Source organism: Streptomyces sp. NPDC008092 (genome assembly GCF_042957285.1).
Taxonomy (GTDB): Bacteria; Actinomycetota; Actinomycetes; order Streptomycetales; family Streptomycetaceae; genus Streptomyces.
Genome location: NZ_JBIBHY010000013.1, coordinates 148,333 through 166,379 on the forward strand (window position 1 = coordinate 148,333; position 18,047 = coordinate 166,379).

An 18,047-nucleotide genomic window follows, 5' to 3' on the forward strand; every position below is an offset into this window, starting at 1 on the left:
GCTCAACCGGAATCACGAGATCCGCGAGATCGTCTGCGCATGACGAATCACAGCGAAACCACCGGACCCTCCGAAAACGGCGACATCGCCCGAGATGCACTCCCTCTCGGGCCGTCCGCCCACGACACCCAGGTCACCCTGCGTACCCCGGCCGAGCTGGCCGACGCGCTGCCCTATCTGCTGGGGTACCGCCCCGAGGACAGCATGGTGCTGGTGGCCCTTCATGACCGCGCCGGCCGTGGCCGCTTCGGCGGTCGGGCCCGGCTCGGCATCCCCGCCAACAAGGACGACTGGGAGTCGGCCGCACGCCAGCTGGCGCAGGGCCTGGTGGCCGGCGGCGAGCGCCGGGGAGCCCGGGCCGAGCAGATGGTCGCCTATGTCTGCCAGGAACCGGCGCCCGGCGAGTCGGGCCGGGACGTGATGCTCCGGCTCGCGCCGCTGACCCAGCTGCTCCGGGTCGAGTGCGGTCGGCTCGACGTGCCGGTGATCGAGGCGCTGTGCGTCTCGGACGGCCGCTTCTGGTCGTACTGTTGCCCGACCGAGGACTGCTGTCCGCCCGAAGGCGCCCCCATGGGCCTGCCCGGTACCTCCGTGCTCGCGGCCGCTGCCGCCTACGCCGGGATCCAGGTGCGCGGCAGCCTGCGCGAGCTGCGGGCCAGGCTGCTTCCCTGGGAGACCGGCGCCCTGCTGGAGCAGGAGATCGCCCTGGACAGCGCGGGCATGGCATTGGTGCCCCGCATCCTCGACGACGCCTTCCGTGCGGACGTGGCCGAGAAGACCCTCACCCTCGCCGGGCGGGTCATCGACCGGTATGCCGCTGCCGCCCCGGTGTCCGGCAGCCACGGGGCGGATGCCCGTGACGACACCCTGCTCTCCCACGACGAGGCCGCCTCGCTGATTCTCGGACTGCAGGACCGCACGACCCGCGACCGCGCGGCCGCCTGGATGGAGGGCGACGAGGCGGGACCTGCCCTGCGGCTGTGGCGAGCCCTTGCCCGCCGCTGCGTCGGCCCCTACGGCGAACACGCCGCCGCTCCCCTCACGCTGGCGGGCTGGGTCGCCTGGTCGACCGGTGACGACCTGGAGGCACGGGAGGCCTTCGCGATGGCCTTGGGTGCCGACCCCGAGTACCTCTTCGCCAAGTTGCTCCACCAGGCCTGCAACGAGGGCCTGGACCCGGAGTCGATCCGCCGCTGCCTGCGGGTGGAAAACGTGGAAAGCGCAGAGAGTTCCAAAAGCGAAGAAGAGCGAGAAAGTGATGCAAATGAGGTGAGCGAGGCGAACAGGGAACGTGCTGGACGCATGGAGCTGACGGACCGCGTTGGCCGTCGGCCGGTGGACGGGACCGACGCAGTCGGCGACGCCGGTCCGTCTCACCACGATGCCGACGACTCGGCGGTCGCCCACTCGGGCACCCGCCGTGGCCGCCCGCCACGCACGGCAGACACCGCAGCCGACCGACGGCCGCGGACGGCCGGAACCCGGCCCGAGCAGGTGCGCTCCGGGCGCACCCGCCCCGGCGCCGCTACGCCGGGCCGCACGCGCACGCGTGCGGCCGAGAAGGCGGAGCCGAGTGAGACAGGCGGCCGAGCCGGGCAGGAGGGCAGGCGATCCGGGACCGGCCGCAACGAGGGGGACGAATGACCGGGGGAGGGTCACGGGCGGCAGCCGGCCGGACCTGGGCCGCTGATGCGGTCCGCCGGGCCCGGAACCTCGTCGGAGGGAGGCGACGCCGTGATCGCCGGCGCTCGGGCGGGCGCCGCATCGGCTTGCCGGACCAGGGGTTTCGCGGTCACATGCGCAGGCCGACCGGTCCGAACGACGCAGCACCGTCTCGGCTTCGGATCGGCTTCGGCACGCGGGGGCGTGACCAGGAGGAGTCCGTCTCCGTTCACCTGAGTGGCGGAACGCCTGCACGGGCCGTGCCGCCATCCGTCCCCCCGGAGCCCTCCGTCCGGTGCCCGGCACATCACAGGCGCACATCACAGGCGCGCAGCGCACAGAAGAAGCCTCCCCATGCATCAGCCGACTCCGCCCCCCACCGCCACCGACAACCGCCGCCTACGGGACGGCCCGCCCTGGCCGTCGCCGACGCAAGGCGGCCAGGGCCACGGGCAGCAGCGCGGCCGCGCACCCCGGCCCACCCCCGCCCGACCCGTTCCCCCGGGCCCGGGGCACGTCGACGGGCTGCCGCCCACGCACACCGCCCTCATCTGCGTCGCCCTGCCCGGCCTCGCCATCTCCGCGGAGCACGGTCAGTTGACCGGCCAGGGGCTGGAAGGGTTCTACCGCGCGGGCCGGCGGCTGCTCGCGCGCTGCCAGGTCCGTGTCGCGGGCCGCGAACCGCTCGCCGTGCAGGCCCGGATGACGGGAGCGGACTCCGCCCGCTTCGTCGGCACGCTCCGGGCCTCCCCGGCGGCGGGACCGGATCCGGACGTCGTCGTGGAGCGGATCCGGCACGCCGACGGCACGGAGCGCATCACGGTGCGCAACTGCGCGCCCCACCTCCTGCGCCTGCCTCTGGAGGCGGCCCTCGGCACAGATCTGGCCGACCTGAGCGCCATCGCCTCCGGCACCCCGGGGCCCGAACTACCGGCCAGCGTCCACGACTCCGGCCTCCGCTGGACCACCCCCACCGGCAACGCCTCGGTCACGGCGGACCCGCCGCCATCCGACGCGCTGGCCTCGGCGGGACTGCTGCGCTGGGAGTTCGAGCTGCCGCCGGGCGGCACGGCGAGCGTGGAGCTGAGGGTCCGCCCGGACGGCGCGAGCCCCCTGCGCGCCGTGGGGCGCGCCGCGACCAGCCCGCTGGCACCGGCCAGAGCCACGGGCGACGATCCGAGGGCCACGGCCCTGCTGAGGGCGAGCATCGACGACCTCCAGGCGTTGCTGCTCCGCGACCCCGCGCATCCCTCCGACTCCTATCTCGCCGCCGGGGCGCCGTGGCGGTGCGGTCTGGCCCCGGCCGAGGCACTCGCCGCCGCCCGGATGACCCTGCCCCTCGGCACCCGTCTCGCCGCTGGCACACTGCGCACCCTGGCCCGCACCCAACTCCGGGGTCCGGGACCGCGGAGCGGCATGATCCCCGGCCCGCGGCGCGAGACCGGAGCACACCTGCCACCGGGCTGCACGGGGACGGAGGCCACGCTGCTCTTCCCCGTCCTGCTGTCGGAGGCCCGCCGCTGGGGGCTCCCGGAACAGGAGACGCGGGAGCTGCTGCCCGCCGCCGAGCGCTGCCTGGCCTGGCTGCGCACCACGGTGGGCGACCGGACCTACCTCTGTGACCCGCAGCCCGGCGGTCCCGCACGGGGCGAGACCCAGGCCCATGCCCACCGGGCCGCCCTGCTCGGCGCCGACCTCCTCGACGCCTGCGGCCGGCCCGGAGCTGCCGGGCTGCGGCAGTGGGCTGCGGAGCTGAGGAACGCGTTCCGGGCGGACTTCTGGGTCGATGACCGGGGCGGCGGCCGTCCCGCGGCGGCCCTGACCCCGGACGGCCGCCCCCTGACCCACCTCGGCTCCAGCGCCGTCCACCTTCTCGACACCGGTCTGCTCGGTGCGGGCGAACTGGCCGTCGGCCTGCTCGACAAGGTGCAGACCGAGCAGCTCGCCCGGCTGCTCGGCGGACCGGCCATGGACTCGGGGTGGGGGCTGCGCGGTCTGGGAGCCAAGGAGGCGGGACACAGCCCGTTCGGACACCGGTCCGGCGCCGTCCGGGTCCACGAGACGGCACTCGCCGTCGCCTGGCTGGCCGCCGCAGGCTACGAGAAGGAGGCGGGCGGGCTGCTGCGCGGCCTGCTGGCGGCGGCCGAGCACTTCGGTCACCGGTTGCCGGAGATGTTCGCCGGAGAGCAGCGCTGCGAGGGGAGCGCTCCCCTTCCGCACCCCGCTGCCTGCCGTCCGGCGGCCACGGCCGCCGCTGCCGGGGTCCTGCTCCTCACCACGCTCGCCGGCATCCGCCCCGATGCCCCGGCAGGTACCGTCACCGTCCGCCCGCTCCACAGCGCGCCCCTGGGCGAACTCGGCCTGACCGGGCTGCGGGTGGCCGGTGCGCCTTTCGCGGTGCGGGTCAGCCGGCTCGGCCTGGCCATGGTCGAAGAGGCCGCCGACGGTCTACAGCTGCGGGCGTGAGCCTCTGCCGGAAGAAGGGCGGACCCTGGCGGCGGTGCGGCCGCGGCGAAAGGACGACCGAGTCGAGAACGCGTGCCGGAAGGAACCCGGGGGTGCGCACCGGAGCGAAGTGGATCAGCCGTCGGAGTGAGTACCGAAGGGAGTGTTTATCGTCAGGCAGACGACTATGATCACCGCATGCCCTACGACCCGTCAGCCTTTCCGCCGTTCGCCGTCACCGTGGACCTGGTCGTGCTGACCGTGCGCCGACACGCCCTGTGTGCGTTGGCGGTACGCAGAGGCGAGTCGCCGTTCCAGGGGCGCTGGGCGCTGCCGGGCGGCTTCGTGCGGGCCGACGAGGACCTTTCGCAGGCGGCGGCGCGAGAACTCGCGGAGGAGACGGGGTTGCGGGCCCACGACCCCGACGCCCCCGCCCAGGAGGGCGGAGCCCATCTGGAGCAGCTGGCGACCTACGGGGACCCCAAGCGCGACCCCCGGATGCGTGTGGTCAGCGTCGCCCACCTCGCCCTCGCCCCCGACCTGCCCGCGCCGCGCGCGGGTGGTGACGCCAGCAACGCGCGCTGGGCGCCGGTGGAGGAACTGCTCGCGCAGGGCGGCTACGGCCGCGACGGCGAACCTGTCGCACCGCTTGCCTTCGACCATGCCCAGATTCTGTCCGACGGGGTGGAGCGGGCCCGGTCCAAGATCGAGTACTCGTCCCTGGCCACCGCCTTCTGCCCGCCCGAGTTCACGGTCGGCGAGCTGCGCCGGGTCTACGAGGCGGTGTGGGGGGTGGCGCTCGACCCGCGCAACTTCCACCGCAAGGTGACCGGAACCCCCGGCTTCCTCGTTCCCACCGGCGGTACGACCACCCGCCAGGGTGGTCGCCCGGCCCAGCTTTTCCGGGCCGGCGGGGCCACGCTGCTCAACCCGCCGATGCTCCGGCCCGAGGTGTGACCGTCCGACAGCGCGGACTCGGGCAGGGTTAAAACCTTCTATACCCGGAAAAACGGTCATTCCGCGCTATCTTCCCTAAGGTGATCCAGGCCTTCGGACTGACCAGCAATCCCCGCAAGGCGCACCCGCCCGCCGTCGACGACGTGACCTTCGAAGCGGGCGCGGGCCGCGTCACCGCACTCCTGGGCGAGGCGGGCGCGGGCAAGACCACGACGCTCAGACTGATGCTCGAACTCCAACAGGGCCGCGGCCTCACCTACTTCAGGGGCCGCCCCCTGCACCGCATCGCCCACCCCTCGCGCGAGGTCGGTGTCGTTCTCGGCGATGTCCCCGGTCATCCGTCCCGTTCCGTCCGCGGTCATCTGCGCATGCTGTGCGCGGCGACCGGGGTGCCGGCCCGGCGCGCCGACGAAGTGCTCGAAGCGGTCGGGCTCGTCAGCCTGCGCGAGGAGCGCCTCGGCACGCTGTCGCACGGAGTGGACCGCCGACTCGGCCTGGCCTGTGCGCTCCTCGCCGACCCGCACACCCTCGTCCTGGACGAACCCGCGGACGGCCTGCCCACCCGCGAAGCCCACTGGCTGCACCGCATGCTCAAGGCGCACGCGGCGCAGGGCGGCACGGTTCTGTTCACCACCGCCGACCCGAAGGAGGCCGCCCGCGCCGCCGACCAGGTCGTCACCCTGAAGGCAGGCAGGCTCGTCGCAGACCAGGAGGCCGACGTGTTCGCCCGCACCCGGCTCCGCCCGCGCGTGGCCGTCCGCAGCCCCCACGCCGCCCGGCTCGCCGCCGCCCTCGGCAAGGAGGCCCGCTCCGCCCACCGCTCGGTGGAGGTCGTACGGGAAGGCGGCAACCGCCTCTCCGTGTACGGCAGTACGACCGCCGAGGTCGGCGAGACCGCCTTCCGCCACGGCATCCTGGTCCACCAACTCGCCGACGAGACCGGCGACATGGGACCGGGCGCCGACGCGGAGCCGCCGACGGGGGAGGGGCAGGAGGCGGGAGCGGCGCCGGAGCCGGTGCGGCAGGAACCGGACCGCGGTGAGCCGACTGCGGCCGACGAGGGGTGGCCGGCGTGCGAGCGGCAATGCGCCGACAGCGCGGGGGAGCAGGCCGCGGCGGACGGTGCCCCGCCGGCGTATCCGCAGCGGGCCGAGGAGGCTCCTGCCGCCGGCGGCCAGGACGCACCGCACCAGGAAGGACGCAGGGACGCGGACGCGCCGGTGGTCGCACCGCAGCCGAGGACGGAGCTGGGCGGCCCGCAGCAGGCGGCCGCCCCAGGCCTCGCGCAGCAGGCGCGCACCACCGACCAGGAGCAGAGCCGGAGCCGCCCGACGGCCGCCACGGAACCCGGCGACGCGGCCGAACCCCAGCCCCACACCACCGTCGACGGCCGCGCCGACCACCCCGCCGCCACCTCTCGGCCCGCGCCCCCGGACTCGGAGCTCTCCACCCGCATGCTTCCCCCCGGCGAGTTGCCCGCTCCGGCAACGGCCGAGCCGTCGACCGCCGCCTCGCTCGCCAAGCCGTCGGCCTTCCTCGGCTCCACCGCGCCCTCCGGTCACGCCGCGGCGACCAGGACAGCGCCCGCCGTGCCCGCCCAGCCACCGGCCGCCGCTTCCGCTCAGCCGCCGAGCCGCCCGGTGTCCGCGGAGGTCCCGGCATCCCAGCCGCCCGGCCGCGCCGAAGCCGCCACGGCCCGGCCGGCGACCTGCGCGGTACCCGCCGACGCTCCTGCGGCCCAGCCCTCGACGGGCGCCGTATCCGTCGAGGCCGTCAGCGATGAGCCGCCGATCCGCGCCGCATCCTTCGACGCTCCCGCAAGCCGACCCTCCACCCGCTCGGAAGCCGCCGAACCCCCCGCCATCGAACCCCCCGCCATCGAACCCCCCGCCATCGAACCCCCCGCCGTCCAACCCCCCGCCCGGCAGCCGGAGCCGCAGCCACAGTCGCAGCCGGAACTTTGGAAGGCGTCGGCGGTCGGAGGTGAGTCCGCCCCGGCGTCGGCCGGCCCCGTGCGCCGCGACGGAGCCGCCGACGAGCCGGACCCCCTCTCCCCGCTTCCGCCCCCCATCTCCGTCCGCTCGGTTCCCGGCCCCCTCCGGCCCCTGCGCTACGAACTCCGCCGGGCTGCCGGGATCGGCACCGGCTTCCTCACCTGCGGTGTCGTGCTGCTGGTGTCCGCCCTCACCGCCGTACTGCTGGCCAGGGTGGGACACACCCCGCAGGCCCGGCTGTTCGCGGCCTGGCCGGGGGAGCTGCCGCTGCCCCCGGCGGCGCTCGGCGCGGGACTGCTCGGGGCGCTGGCCTTCGGAGACGAGTTCCGTCATCCCGCGCTGGCGTCGGACCGCGGCACCGTGCCGCGCCGGCTGGGGCTGCTCACCGCGAAACTGCTGGTCTCCGGGGCGACCGCGGTAATGCTCTCGTTCCTCACGGTGGGCTGTGACGCCGAAGTGCTCTACCTCGTCTACGGCCGGGAACTCGCACAGGTTCCCGCCGACTGGATCTCACTGACCGCGAGTTGGTTCGCACTGATCGTCGGCTGTGCCTGGGCGGGCGTACTGGCGGCCGGTGTCTTCCGGTCCACCACGGCCGGTCTCGCCGCGGTGCTCGCCGTACCCGTGCTCGTCGTGCCCGTCGTGCACAGGGCGGTGCAGGGGACGGGGGTACGGGTGGCCGCCGGATTCCCGATGCGGATGCGGGAGACGTTCCTGCTGAAATGGCCCTTCGGGGGAGAGCGCTATCTGGTCGGTGCGGCCCGGGTGCTCGCCCAACCTGTGGGCGGTGCACTGGCGTTGTCGCTGGTGGCGCTGGTCTGCGCGTATCTGTTCAGCACCCTGCGGACCAGGGCCCGATGACCGCGGACCGGGCGCTTGCGATCCCGCAGTGCGCACAACTCCCCGCAGAACGGCCATTTCTTTCCGATAAGGCGTCAATTGCGACGGGGTGAGCGATCACCCTTTCGTGTGCTTTTCACCAAAGACCTCAAGGGAGTTGGAGGCAGCGCCGACAAAGGATCCGTGAGTACCCTTGCGCACACCATGATGACCGCCGCCCGCTCCGCAGACTCTGGTCTGGTCGGCCCGGGCGAACTCGACCGCTACCCGTATGCGGAGGTCCCCGCCGTCGATCGGGTCGGCACGCCCGCCTGGGAGGGTGCGGATCCGGAGCTGGGCCGTGTGGGCCGGCGCGCCGCGGGCAGCCGCGGCCGCGGACTGCACGGTCAACTCGTCCAACAACTGGGTCAGATGATCGTCTCCGGCGACCTGGGAGCGGACCGCCCCCTGGTCCCCGAGGAGATCGGCCAGCGTTTCGAGGTCTCCCGAACCGTAGTCCGGGAGTCCCTCCGGGTCCTGGAGGCCAAGGGCCTGGTCAGTGCCCGCCCGAACGTCGGCACGCGGGTACGTCCCGTCAGCGACTGGAACCTCCTCGACCCGGACATCATCGAGTGGCGGGCCTTCGGGCCGCAGCGCGACGACCAGCGCCGTGAGCTCAGCGAGCTGCGCTGGACGATCGAGCCGCTCGCCGCCCGCCTCGCCGCCGGGCACGGGCGCGAGGACGTCCAGCAGCGGCTGTGCGACATGGTCGAGATCATGAGCCACGCCATGGCGCAGGGCGACGCGCTGACGTTCTCGCGCGCGGACGCCGAGTTCCACTCGCTGCTCATCCAGATCGCGGGCAACCGCATGCTGGAGCACCTCTCCGGCATCGTGTCGGCGGCCCTCCAGGTGTCCGGCGGCCCGGTCACCGGCTGCGAGCGGCCGAACGAGACGTCGCTGGCCCAGCACGCGCGGATCGTCGACGCGCTCGGCACCGGGGACGGCACCGCGGCCGAGTCGGCGATGCGCCAGCTGCTGACCGTCCACCCCGAGGTGGAGCGCGTGGTGCCCGCCCCGCGCGAGCACTGACCCGCGCCGAGAGCGGTGCGCTCGGTCAGTGCCGCGTTCTCGGGGTGCCGTCGGTCCGGGAACCCCCTTCCGCCGGCCGCCGCCGGACCCCGCCGGATCCCTCGGGCTCCGGCCGGGCCCGGCGGTGCGGCGGGGGCCGGCGCGGTGCCCGGTGGCCGGTCGCGCGACAGGTTGCGGCAGGCTCCGCAGTGATCCAAACGGTCCGGAGAGATCATCAACGACAACCTCTGCCCATGTCTGACCGTTTTTGAGCGCTTACGGGGTGTGACTCGGGCCACGTAGATTGGGCGTAACGCTCTTGCGGACAACGCGATGACCTAAGAGGTGACAGCCGCGGAGGGAATACGGACGCCATTAATGGCGCTGTGCATCTTCCCGGCCCCCGCCCGCGCCGTCGGCCCATCCCCAAGCCGGCGGTCGGCTCCAGTCCGTCCCGGACGGGGCCGGAAGCCGTTTTCCAACGTTCCGAGAGGTTGTTCGTGTCGGCCAGCACATCCCGTACGCTCCCGCCGGAGATCGCCGAGTCCGTCTCTGTCATGGCTCTCATTGAGCGGGGAAAGGCTGAGGGGCAGATCGCCGGCGACGATGTGCGTCGGGCCTTCGAAGCTGACCAGATTCCGGCCACTCAGTGGAAGAACGTACTGCGCAGCCTCAACCAGATCCTTGAGGAAGAGGGTGTGACGCTGATGGTCAGTGCCGCGGAGCCCAAGCGCACCCGTAAGAGCGTCGCAGCGAAGAGTCCGGCCAAGCGCACCGCCACCAAGACGGTCGCGGCGAAGGCGGTGACCACGAGGAAGGCCACCGCCACGGCCGCCCCCACAGTGGCGTCCGCCGCCGTCGCCGACGACCCGGCCGAGGAGGCGGCGTCCGTGAAGAAGGCCGTTGCCAAGAAGGCCGCCCCCACCGCGAAGAAGGCGGCCGCGAAGAAGACCGCGACCGCCGCCGCCAAGAAGACGGTGGCCAAGAAGACCGCCGCCAAGAAGGACGACGCCGAGATTCTCGAGGACGAGGTCCTTGAGGAGGTCAAGGCGGGCGCCGAGGAGCCCGAGGGCACCGAGAGCGCGGGCTTCGTGCTGTCCGACGAGGACGAGGACGACGCGCCGGCGCAGCAGGTCGCCGCGGCCGGTGCCACCGCCGACCCGGTCAAGGACTACCTCAAGCAGATCGGCAAGGTCCCCCTGCTCAACGCCGAGCAGGAGGTCGAGCTCGCCAAGCGCATCGAGGCCGGTCTGTTCGCCGAGGACAAGCTGGCCAACGCCGACAAGCTGGCCCCGAAGCTCAAGCGCGAACTGGAGATCATCGCCGAGGACGGCCGCCGCGCCAAGAACCACCTCCTGGAGGCCAACCTCCGTCTGGTGGTCTCCCTGGCCAAGCGCTACACCGGCCGCGGCATGCTCTTCCTGGACCTCATCCAGGAGGGCAACCTCGGTCTGATCCGCGCGGTCGAGAAGTTCGACTACACCAAGGGCTACAAGTTCTCCACGTACGCCACCTGGTGGATCCGCCAGGCGATCACCCGCGCCATGGCCGACCAGGCCCGCACCATCCGTATCCCGGTGCACATGGTCGAGGTCATCAACAAGCTCGCGCGCGTGCAGCGACAGATGCTCCAGGACCTGGGCCGCGAGCCCACCCCGGAGGAGCTGGCCAAGGAACTCGACATGACCCCGGAGAAGGTCATCGAGGTCCAGAAGTACGGCCGTGAGCCCATCTCCCTGCACACCCCGCTGGGCGAGGACGGCGACAGCGAGTTCGGCGACCTCATCGAGGACTCCGAGGCCGTCGTCCCCGCCGACGCCGTCAGCTTCACCCTCCTCCAGGAGCAGCTGCACTCGGTGCTGGACACCCTGTCCGAGCGCGAGGCCGGCGTCGTCTCCATGCGGTTCGGTCTCACCGACGGCCAGCCGAAGACCCTCGACGAGATCGGCAAGGTCTACGGCGTCACGCGTGAGCGGATCCGCCAGATCGAGTCCAAGACGATGTCGAAGCTGCGCCACCCGTCGCGTTCCCAGGTGCTGCGCGACTACCTTGACTAGGTCGCGGTCGTACGGCGTCGAAGGCCCGGCCTCCCACCGCGGAGGCCGGGCCTTCGTGCTGCGGGTCGCGGTGCGCTGGATGACTCTGGGTGTCCAAGTCCCACCCAGAGTGAGGAGCGTGCATGCGCCGTTCTGTTGCCTCGGCCCTGATCCGGCCGCTGATCCTGGCGGCCGTCAGCACGGCCATACCGCTGGCCGCCACGTCTCCCGCCGTCGCCGACAGCGTGGTGGTCGGTGGCTTCCCTGTCGACGTCTCCCAGGCCCCGTGGACGGTCGCGCTGTCCAGCCGTGACCGGTTCGGGGGTACGCGGGCCGGTCAGTTCTGCGGCGGGGTGGCGATCGGCCGGACCACGGTGCTGACCGCCGCCCACTGCCTGGCCGACGACGTCGTCGGCGGGCCGTCCGACCGGGTCCGCGACCTCAAGGTCATCGCGGGCCGCACGGATCTGCTCGGGACGCAGGGCCAGGAGATCCCCGTGACCGCCGCCCGGGTCAATCCCGGCTACGACCCCGACACGAACACCGGTGACTTCGCCGTTCTCACCCTTGCCGAGCCCCTGCCCCGCCGCGCGGTCATCGCGATGGCCCCCAGGGGCGATACCGCCTACAAGCCCGGCACCAGTGCCCTGGTCTCGGGGTGGGGCGACATCACGGGCGGTGGCGACTACTCGCGCCGGCTGTACGCGGCGCGGCTCCATGTGCTGCCCGACGAGACGTGCGAGCGGGCCTATCCCGGCGGCGCCGACGGCACCTACCGGGCGGACTCGATGGTGTGCGCGGGAGAGACCAGGGGCGGCCCGGACGCCTGCCAGGGCGACAGCGGCGGGCCGCTGGTCGCGGGCGGGAAGCTGATCGGACTCGTGTCCTGGGGGAGCGGCTGCGGGCGACCGGGGAGTCCCGGCGTCTATACGCGCGTCTCGGAGGTCGTACGGGCGATGGGTACCCGCGGTGCCCTCGGTGGATCGAGCGGGCCTCACAAGCGCTCCTGAGGGCCTCTGTGCGGATACGACGAGGGCGGCCGCTCCCTGAGGAGCGGCCGCCCTTCACCGGCCTGTGCCGGAGCTGGCTCGTCGTGGATGCGAGAGGTCAGCGCTCATCTTCGGAAGCGATGGCCGGAACGGAGGTCAGCCGTTCCGTCTCGTCCTGTATCTCAGCGGCGATCTTCTTGAGTTCCGGCTCGAACTTGCGACCGTGGTGGGCGCAGAAGAGCAGTTCTCCGCCGCTGAGCAGCACGACGCGCAGGTATGCCTGGGCGCCGCAGCGGTCGCAGCGATCGGCGGCCGTCAGGTGGCTCGCGGGGGTCAGAACAGTAGTCACGTCGCCTCTTCTCTAGCTCGACGAGCTGTCGTACCAGGGTCAACATCCAACCAGCCCGAAAACGTTCCCGCTCGGGGCTTCTCCTCGAAAAAAATCTTTCGAGGTGGCCGTCTGCTGCCGGTTGGCGGCGAATGTGCCGTATTGCGTGGTCTTAAGTGCTTACGGGTTCGCGCGGTTCATCGGTTTCATCCTCCCGGCCGGGTTGCCGGTTGTTTGTGAGGACGTGCCCGGAGCCTAAATGGTTCATGCCTCGAAGGGAACGTGATATGTACTTCACTCCATCGAGGGATCGAACACCCATACGACCCTGGACTAGTGTGAGTTCATGACGAGGGTGGCGTTACAACGGCTCTACCAGGCCTCGGTACCCTCTGAGCGGCGACCGAAGCCGACCCCTTACCCCAAAGGGGCCCCATTGAAATTCAGCGAGGAGCGAACCGCGTGACCGCCGATACGTCCGTGCCGTCCACAGCGCTGCTGGCAGGAGCAGACCGGGACGGCTCCAACTACACCGCGCGGCACCTGCTCGTCCTTGAGGGCCTCGAAGCCGTGCGCAAGCGCCCCGGCATGTACATCGGCTCGACCGACAGCCGCGGTCTCATGCACTGTCTGTGGGAGATCATCGACAACGCGGTGGACGAGGCCCTCGGTGGCTACTGCGACCACATCGACGTCATCCTCCACGACGACGGCTCCGTCGAGGTCCGGGACAACGGCCGCGGCATCCCCGTGGACGTCGAGCCCAAGACCGGCCTGTCCGGCGTCGAGGTCGTCATGACCAAGCTGCACGCCGGCGGAAAGTTCGGAGGCGGCTCCTACGCGGCCTCCGGCGGTCTGCACGGCGTCGGTGCCTCCGTGGTCAACGCGCTCTCCGCGCGACTCGACGTCGAGGTCGACCGCGGCGGCAGCGTGCACGCCATCAGCTTCCGCCGTGGCGTGCCGGGAGCCTTCACCGGCGCCGGCCCGGACGGCAAGTTCGAGGCCGGAAGCGGGCTGCGCAAGACCAAGAGGGTGCCCAAGACCCGCAGCGGCACGCGCGTGCGCTACTGGGCCGACCGGCAGATCTTCCTCAAGGACGCCAAGCTCTCCCTGGACACGCTGCACCAGCGCGCCCGCCAGACCGCGTTCCTGGTGCCCGGCCTGACCATCGTCGTGCGGGACGAGTACGGCCTCGGCGAGGGTGGCAGCAAGGGTGAGGAGTCGTTCCGCTTCGACGGCGGTATCAGCGAGTTCTGCGAGTACCTGGCCACCGACAAGCCGGTCTGCGACGTCCTCCGTTTCTCCGGGCAGGGCACCTTCAAGGAGACCGTCCCGGTCCTGGACGAGCACGGCCAGATGACCCCCACCGAGGTCACCCGCGAACTCGGCGTCGACGTGGCGCTGCGCTGGGGCACCGGTTACGACCAGAACCTCAGGTCGTTCGTCAACATCATCGCCACGCCCAAGGGCGGCACCCACGTGGCCGGCTTCGAGCAGGCCATCCGGGAGACCCTCAACGAGGCGCTGCGCGCCAAGAAGCTGCTGCGCGTCGCCGAGGACGACATCGTCAAGGACGACGCCCTGGAGGGCCTCACCGCGGTCGTCACCGTCCGGCTCGCCGAGCCGCAGTTCGAGGGCCAGACCAAGGAGGTCCTCGGTACCTCGGCGGCCCGCCGGATCGTGAACGGCGTGATCTCCAAGGAACTGAAGGCGTTCCTCACCTCCACCAAGCGCGACGCCGCCGCCCAGGCCCGCGTGGTCATGGAGAAGGTGGTCGCCGCCGCGCGGACCCGCATCGCGGCCCGCCAGCACAAGGACGCGCAGCGCCGCAAGACGGCCCTGGAGTCCTCGTCCCTGCCCGCCAAGCTCGCCGACTGCCGCAGCGACGACGTCGAGCGCAGCGAGCTGTTCATCGTGGAGGGCGACTCCGCGCTCGGTACGGCGAAGCTCGCCCGGAACTCCGAGTTCCAGGCGCTGCTGCCGATCCGCGGCAAGATCCTCAACGTCCAGCGGTCCTCGGTGACGGACATGCTGAAGAACGCCGAGTGCGGGGCGATCATCCAGGTCATAGGGGCGGGCTCGGGCCGCACCTTCGACATCGACGCGGCCCGCTACGGCAAGATCATCATGATGACCGACGCCGACGTCGACGGCTCGCACATCCGCTGCCTGCTGCTGACGCTGTTCCAGCGTTATATGCGGCCCATGGTCGAGGCCGGCCGGGTCTTCGCCGCGGTGCCGCCGCTGCACCGCATCGAGATCGTCCAGCCCAAGAAGGGCCAGGACAAGTACGTGTACACGTACTCGGACCGCGAGCTGCGCGACAAGCTCATGGAGTTCCAGAGCAAGGGTGTCCGGTACAAGGACTCCATCCAGCGCTACAAGGGTCTCGGCGAGATGGACGCCGACCAGCTGGCCGAGACGACGATGGACCCGCGCCATCGCACGCTGCGCCGCATCAACCTTTCCGACCTGGAGGCGGCCGAACAGGTCTTCGACCTTCTGATGGGCAATGACGTGGCTCCCCGCAAGGAGTTCATCTCCGGCTCGGCGGCGACGCTGGACCGGTCGCGGATCGACGCGTAGCCGCTGCGCTGGGCCTCGGCCGAAGGAGAGGCCGGAGGCCCGGGGCGCGACGGGCCGGGCGGTGGGCGGTGGGCGGTGGTGAGGTGTGCGCCGCCCGGTCGGCCCCTGCGACGACGACACCGTCGGCTGCCCCGGTCGGGGGCCGGCCGGTCGTTTCCGCGGGGTGCCTGCCTATCCGCCCGGTGGAGGATCGGCAGGCCGCCTCTTGAGGCGCCCCGCCGGTATTGAGGCGTCCTGCCGGGCTGAGTGCTGCGGGGCGCCCGTCGGCTGCCACGGGGTGTCGGCCGACCGCTTCGCGAGGTGCCCGTCGGGTGTGCTGCGGAGCGCCAGCCTGTTGTCCTGAGGGTGCCGACCTGCCCCTTTCAGGAAGTGCCCGCAGGCTGTGCGGTGAGGCGCCTGCCGCTTTCCTGGGCGATTTCACTCCGCTCGGCCGTTCTGCCCGCTCGGCCGTTCTGCGGGATTCGCGTGGTCAGGCTGACCGCGGCCCGTCGGGCTGTCTCCAGCCCGTCGGTTCGTCCGGAGGCCGCCGGTTCGTGCGAGGGGCCTCAGCGCTCCCGAGGCCCGTCGTCCGACGATGCACCTCCCCACCTCCCCACCTCCCACGTCCCCACGTGGTTCTCCACCTGGGGGTGGAGAGATTCCGCTCGCCGGAATCCACCCGTGATCCACCCCCGCTCCGATCTGCTGACCTGCGCATTTCCGTAGCGTCGAAGGCGTCGGCAGCTCCCGCTCCCGGCACCGCCCCTTCCCGCTCACGGAGGCTCTGATGTCCGGGCTCGTCAACGCGTTGCTGATCGTGGCCGTCGTCGTCGTGGTGATCGTGCGCCAGTTCCGCGCCCGCCCGGTCGACACAGGCAGGCGCTGGTGGCTGGTGCCCGTGATCCTTGCGGTCGTCGCGCTGCGCGAACCCGGCATACTCGACGCCCACCACCGCACCGCTTCCGCCGCGCTGCTCGGCACGGAATTGCTGGTGGGACTGGTGATGGGCGCCGCCTGGGCCTGGACCACCCGGGTGTGGACGGAAGCCGACGGCGTCGTGTGGACCAAGAGCACCAGGGCCAGCGCATTCGTCTGGTTCGGCGGTATAGCCGTGCGTGTCGGCCTCTACGCCCTCGGCGCCGCCGTCGGCGTCCATCAGGACAGCGCGGCCCTCATGCTCGGCCTTGCGGTCACCCTGCTGGTCCGCGCCGGCATCCTCGTCTGGCGCGCCCAGTCGCTCCCCTCCGCTGCGCCGGTGAGCGGATCCACCCGGGCGTACCGTGACGACATGGCCCAGGTCACCAGGAAGGAAGGCGTGTGACGGAGAACGCCTGGACACGCTGGCCCTCACGAGAAGCGCTGAGCCGCGCAGGGGTCACGCGGCCCCGGCGCGCCCTCGCCTGGGGTGTGAGACTGCTCGTCCTCGCCCTGCTGCTGTGGAGTGCCTTCAACCAGTCGCACGTCCACGGCTGGGGCATGGCCGCGGCGGTGGCGGGGGTTGTCGTGACCGCCGTGGTCTCCTGGGGGTTCTTCCGGACCACCTATGCCCACCGGCTCGTGCCCTCCCTGGCGCTCATGGTCGTCCTCCTGGGGATCGCGGTCCTGGCGGAGACCACCGGCTTCCAGGGACCGGCCCTCGTGATCTGGTGCGGCTGCGGCATCTCCGCCCTGGAGCGGCTGCCGATCGCGATCGCTCTGCCCGTCACGTCCGTGGCCCTGGCCTCGTACTCCGCGTTCAACAACGACGTATGGCTGACCACCGCGGCCACCGTCGTGGGAATGGCTCTCGCCGGCTACGTCCTGCGACTCGACGCCGAGGCCCGGGGAGGTGCCCAGCGGCTGCTCGCCCAGGAGCGAGCGGCGAGAGCGGCCGAGGCCGAGTCGGCGGCGCTGGCGGAGCGCGCCAGGATCGCACGGGAGATCCACGACGTGCTGGCCCACAGCCTCTCCGCCCAGATGGTGCACCTGGAGGCGGCACGGCTGCTGATCGAGCGCGGAGCCGACCGGGAGCAGATCCTCGAACGGGTGGTGGCCGCCCGGGGAATGGCCCGCGACGGACTCGCCGAGACCCGGCAGGCCCTGTCCGCGCTGCGCGGGGAGTTCACCCCGCTGGAGGACTTCCTGTCCGAGCTCGTCGGCTCGACCGACGGTGCCGAGGTCACCGTGACGGGTGAACGCAGACCTCTGCCCGCGGAGGCGTCGCAGACCGTACGGCGTGTCGCCCAGGAGGCGTTGACGAATGTCCGCAAGCACGCCCATGGCGCCAAGGTCCATGTGCGGCTGGACTACGGCGAGCACGAAGTGGCGCTGGACGTACGGGACTCGGGTGGCCGTTCCGGCGAACTCAGCGGCGCGGGCGGCGGGTACGGTCTGCTGGGTATGCGGGAGCGGGCCGAGCTGCTGGGCGGGTCGCTGGATGCAGGGCCTGACGACGAGGGGTTCGAGGTGAGGTTGAGGGTGCCCGTATGACGGAGACGGAGGGGGAGAAGAAGCCCGCACGGGTCGTGGTCGCGGACGACCAGACGGTGGTCAGGGAGGGGATCGTGATGCTCCTCGGCCTGCTGCCGGGCGTGGAGGTCGTCGGAGCGGCGGGCGACGGGGAGGAGGCGGTCCGGCTGGTCGCCGAGCTCTCCCCGGACGTGGTGCTGATGGACCTGAGGATGCCGCGCTGCGACGGCGTGGAGGCGACCCGGCGGATCCGGTCTCGGTACCCGGGGACCCAGGTGGTGGTGCTGACGACGTTCGCCGACGACGAGTCGCTGTTCCCGGCGCTGCGGGCCGGCGCCCGTGGCTACCTGACCAAGGACGCGGGCGGCGACGAGATCGTGCGAGCCGTGGAGAGCGTGCTGTCGGGAGACGCGGGACTGTCGCCGAGCATCCAGCGGAGGCTGCTGGAGCGGCTCTCACAGCCCGAACCGGCGCCCGTGGCCGCCGAGGCGCCCGACGGGCTGACCGCGCGGGAGACCGAGGTCCTGGTGCTGATCGCGGAGGGGTTCAGCAACCAGGAGATCGCCCGGAAGCTGCATGTGTCCACCGCCACCGTGAAGACGCACATCAACAACCTGTTCGCCAAGACGGGTCTCAAGGACCGGGCTCAGGCGGTGCGTTACGCCTACGGAAAGGGATTGGTGCGGCCACCAGCGGATTGAGTCACCTGATGGGGTGAAGAGGCGGGGGAAGA

Annotated in this window: 12 protein-coding genes; 11 read left to right on the plus strand and 1 reads right to left on the minus strand. The window is 72.0% G+C overall.

All coding sequences use genetic code 11. The features are described 5' to 3' along the window. Positions 1 to 39 precede the first annotated feature (39 nt). The 7 genes from ACFZB3_RS35985 (at position 40) to ACFZB3_RS36015 (ending at position 11,994) form a co-directional block, all read left to right on the plus strand. A complete protein-coding gene (locus ACFZB3_RS35985; RefSeq protein WP_391383257.1) occupies positions 40 to 1,644 on the plus strand; it encodes a DUF4192 family protein in 1,605 nt (534 codons plus the stop codon). Positions 1,645 to 2,016: 372 nt separating this feature from the next. Then, a complete protein-coding gene (locus ACFZB3_RS35990) occupies positions 2,017 to 4,128 on the plus strand; it encodes a glycogen debranching N-terminal domain-containing protein (RefSeq protein WP_391383260.1) in 2,112 nt (703 codons plus the stop codon). 177 nt (positions 4,129 to 4,305) lie between these two features. Further along, positions 4,306 to 5,064, plus strand: coding sequence for an NUDIX domain-containing protein (locus ACFZB3_RS35995; protein ID WP_093498678.1), 759 nt, complete (start codon positions 4,306 to 4,308; stop codon positions 5,062 to 5,064). A gap of 80 nt (positions 5,065 to 5,144) precedes the next feature. Next, positions 5,145 to 7,919, plus strand: coding sequence for an ATP-binding cassette domain-containing protein (locus ACFZB3_RS36000; RefSeq protein ID WP_391383263.1), 2,775 nt, complete (start codon positions 5,145 to 5,147; stop codon positions 7,917 to 7,919). A gap of 162 nt (positions 7,920 to 8,081) precedes the next feature. Then, entirely contained in the window at positions 8,082 to 8,969 is an 888-nt protein-coding gene (locus ACFZB3_RS36005) for an FCD domain-containing protein (protein WP_391383266.1), read from the plus strand. 479 nt (positions 8,970 to 9,448) lie between these two features. Beyond that, a complete protein-coding gene (locus ACFZB3_RS36010; RefSeq protein WP_391383270.1) occupies positions 9,449 to 11,005 on the plus strand; it encodes an RNA polymerase sigma factor in 1,557 nt (518 codons plus the stop codon). A gap of 122 nt (positions 11,006 to 11,127) precedes the next feature. Then, positions 11,128 to 11,994: a trypsin-like serine protease gene (locus tag ACFZB3_RS36015; RefSeq protein ID WP_391383273.1), complete on the plus strand. Its 867-nt coding sequence runs from the start codon at positions 11,128 to 11,130 to the stop codon at positions 11,992 to 11,994. Between the two features lie 97 nt (positions 11,995 to 12,091). Here ACFZB3_RS36015 and ACFZB3_RS36020 read toward each other — a convergent pair whose 3' ends face one another. Beyond that, entirely contained in the window at positions 12,092 to 12,322 is a 231-nt protein-coding gene (locus tag ACFZB3_RS36020) for a hypothetical protein (protein ID WP_361303670.1), read from the minus strand. Between the two features lie 441 nt (positions 12,323 to 12,763). On the opposite strand from ACFZB3_RS36020, the gene ACFZB3_RS36025 reads away from it, so the two are divergent. The 4 genes from ACFZB3_RS36025 to ACFZB3_RS36040 all read left to right on the plus strand — a co-directional run bounded on the left by ACFZB3_RS36025 (position 12,764) and on the right by ACFZB3_RS36040 (position 18,015). Next, positions 12,764 to 14,887 carry a DNA gyrase subunit B gene (locus tag ACFZB3_RS36025; RefSeq protein WP_391383276.1) on the plus strand — a complete coding sequence of 708 codons (2,124 nt, stop codon included), beginning with the start codon at positions 12,764 to 12,766 and terminating at the stop codon, positions 14,885 to 14,887. 766 nt (positions 14,888 to 15,653) lie between these two features. Continuing rightward, positions 15,654 to 16,187: a DUF1453 domain-containing protein gene (locus ACFZB3_RS36030; RefSeq protein ID WP_391383279.1), complete on the plus strand. Its 534-nt coding sequence runs from the start codon at positions 15,654 to 15,656 to the stop codon at positions 16,185 to 16,187. Beyond that, positions 16,184 to 17,335 carry a histidine kinase gene (locus tag ACFZB3_RS36035; protein WP_391383282.1) on the plus strand — a complete coding sequence of 384 codons (1,152 nt, stop codon included), beginning with the start codon at positions 16,184 to 16,186 and terminating at the stop codon, positions 17,333 to 17,335. Before ACFZB3_RS36030 ends, ACFZB3_RS36035 begins: the two co-directional genes overlap by 4 nt. Further along, positions 17,332 to 18,015, plus strand: coding sequence for a response regulator (locus ACFZB3_RS36040; protein ID WP_391383285.1), 684 nt, complete (start codon positions 17,332 to 17,334; stop codon positions 18,013 to 18,015). Before ACFZB3_RS36035 ends, ACFZB3_RS36040 begins: the two co-directional genes overlap by 4 nt. The last annotated feature ends 32 nt before the right edge of the window (positions 18,016 to 18,047 follow it).

Coding starts and splice junctions, on each gene's coding strand:
- ACFZB3_RS35985 (WP_391383257.1), top strand. CDS start 40: ATGACGAATCACAGCGAAACCACCGGACCCTCCGAAAACGGCGACATC.
- ACFZB3_RS35990 (WP_391383260.1), top strand. CDS start 2,017: ATGCATCAGCCGACTCCGCCCCCCACCGCCACCGACAACCGCCGCCTA.
- ACFZB3_RS35995 (WP_093498678.1), top strand. CDS start 4,306: ATGCCCTACGACCCGTCAGCCTTTCCGCCGTTCGCCGTCACCGTGGAC.
- ACFZB3_RS36015 (WP_391383273.1), top strand. CDS start 11,128: ATGCGCCGTTCTGTTGCCTCGGCCCTGATCCGGCCGCTGATCCTGGCG.
- ACFZB3_RS36030 (WP_391383279.1), top strand. CDS start 15,654: ATGTCCGGGCTCGTCAACGCGTTGCTGATCGTGGCCGTCGTCGTCGTG.
- ACFZB3_RS36040 (WP_391383285.1), top strand. CDS start 17,332: ATGACGGAGACGGAGGGGGAGAAGAAGCCCGCACGGGTCGTGGTCGCG.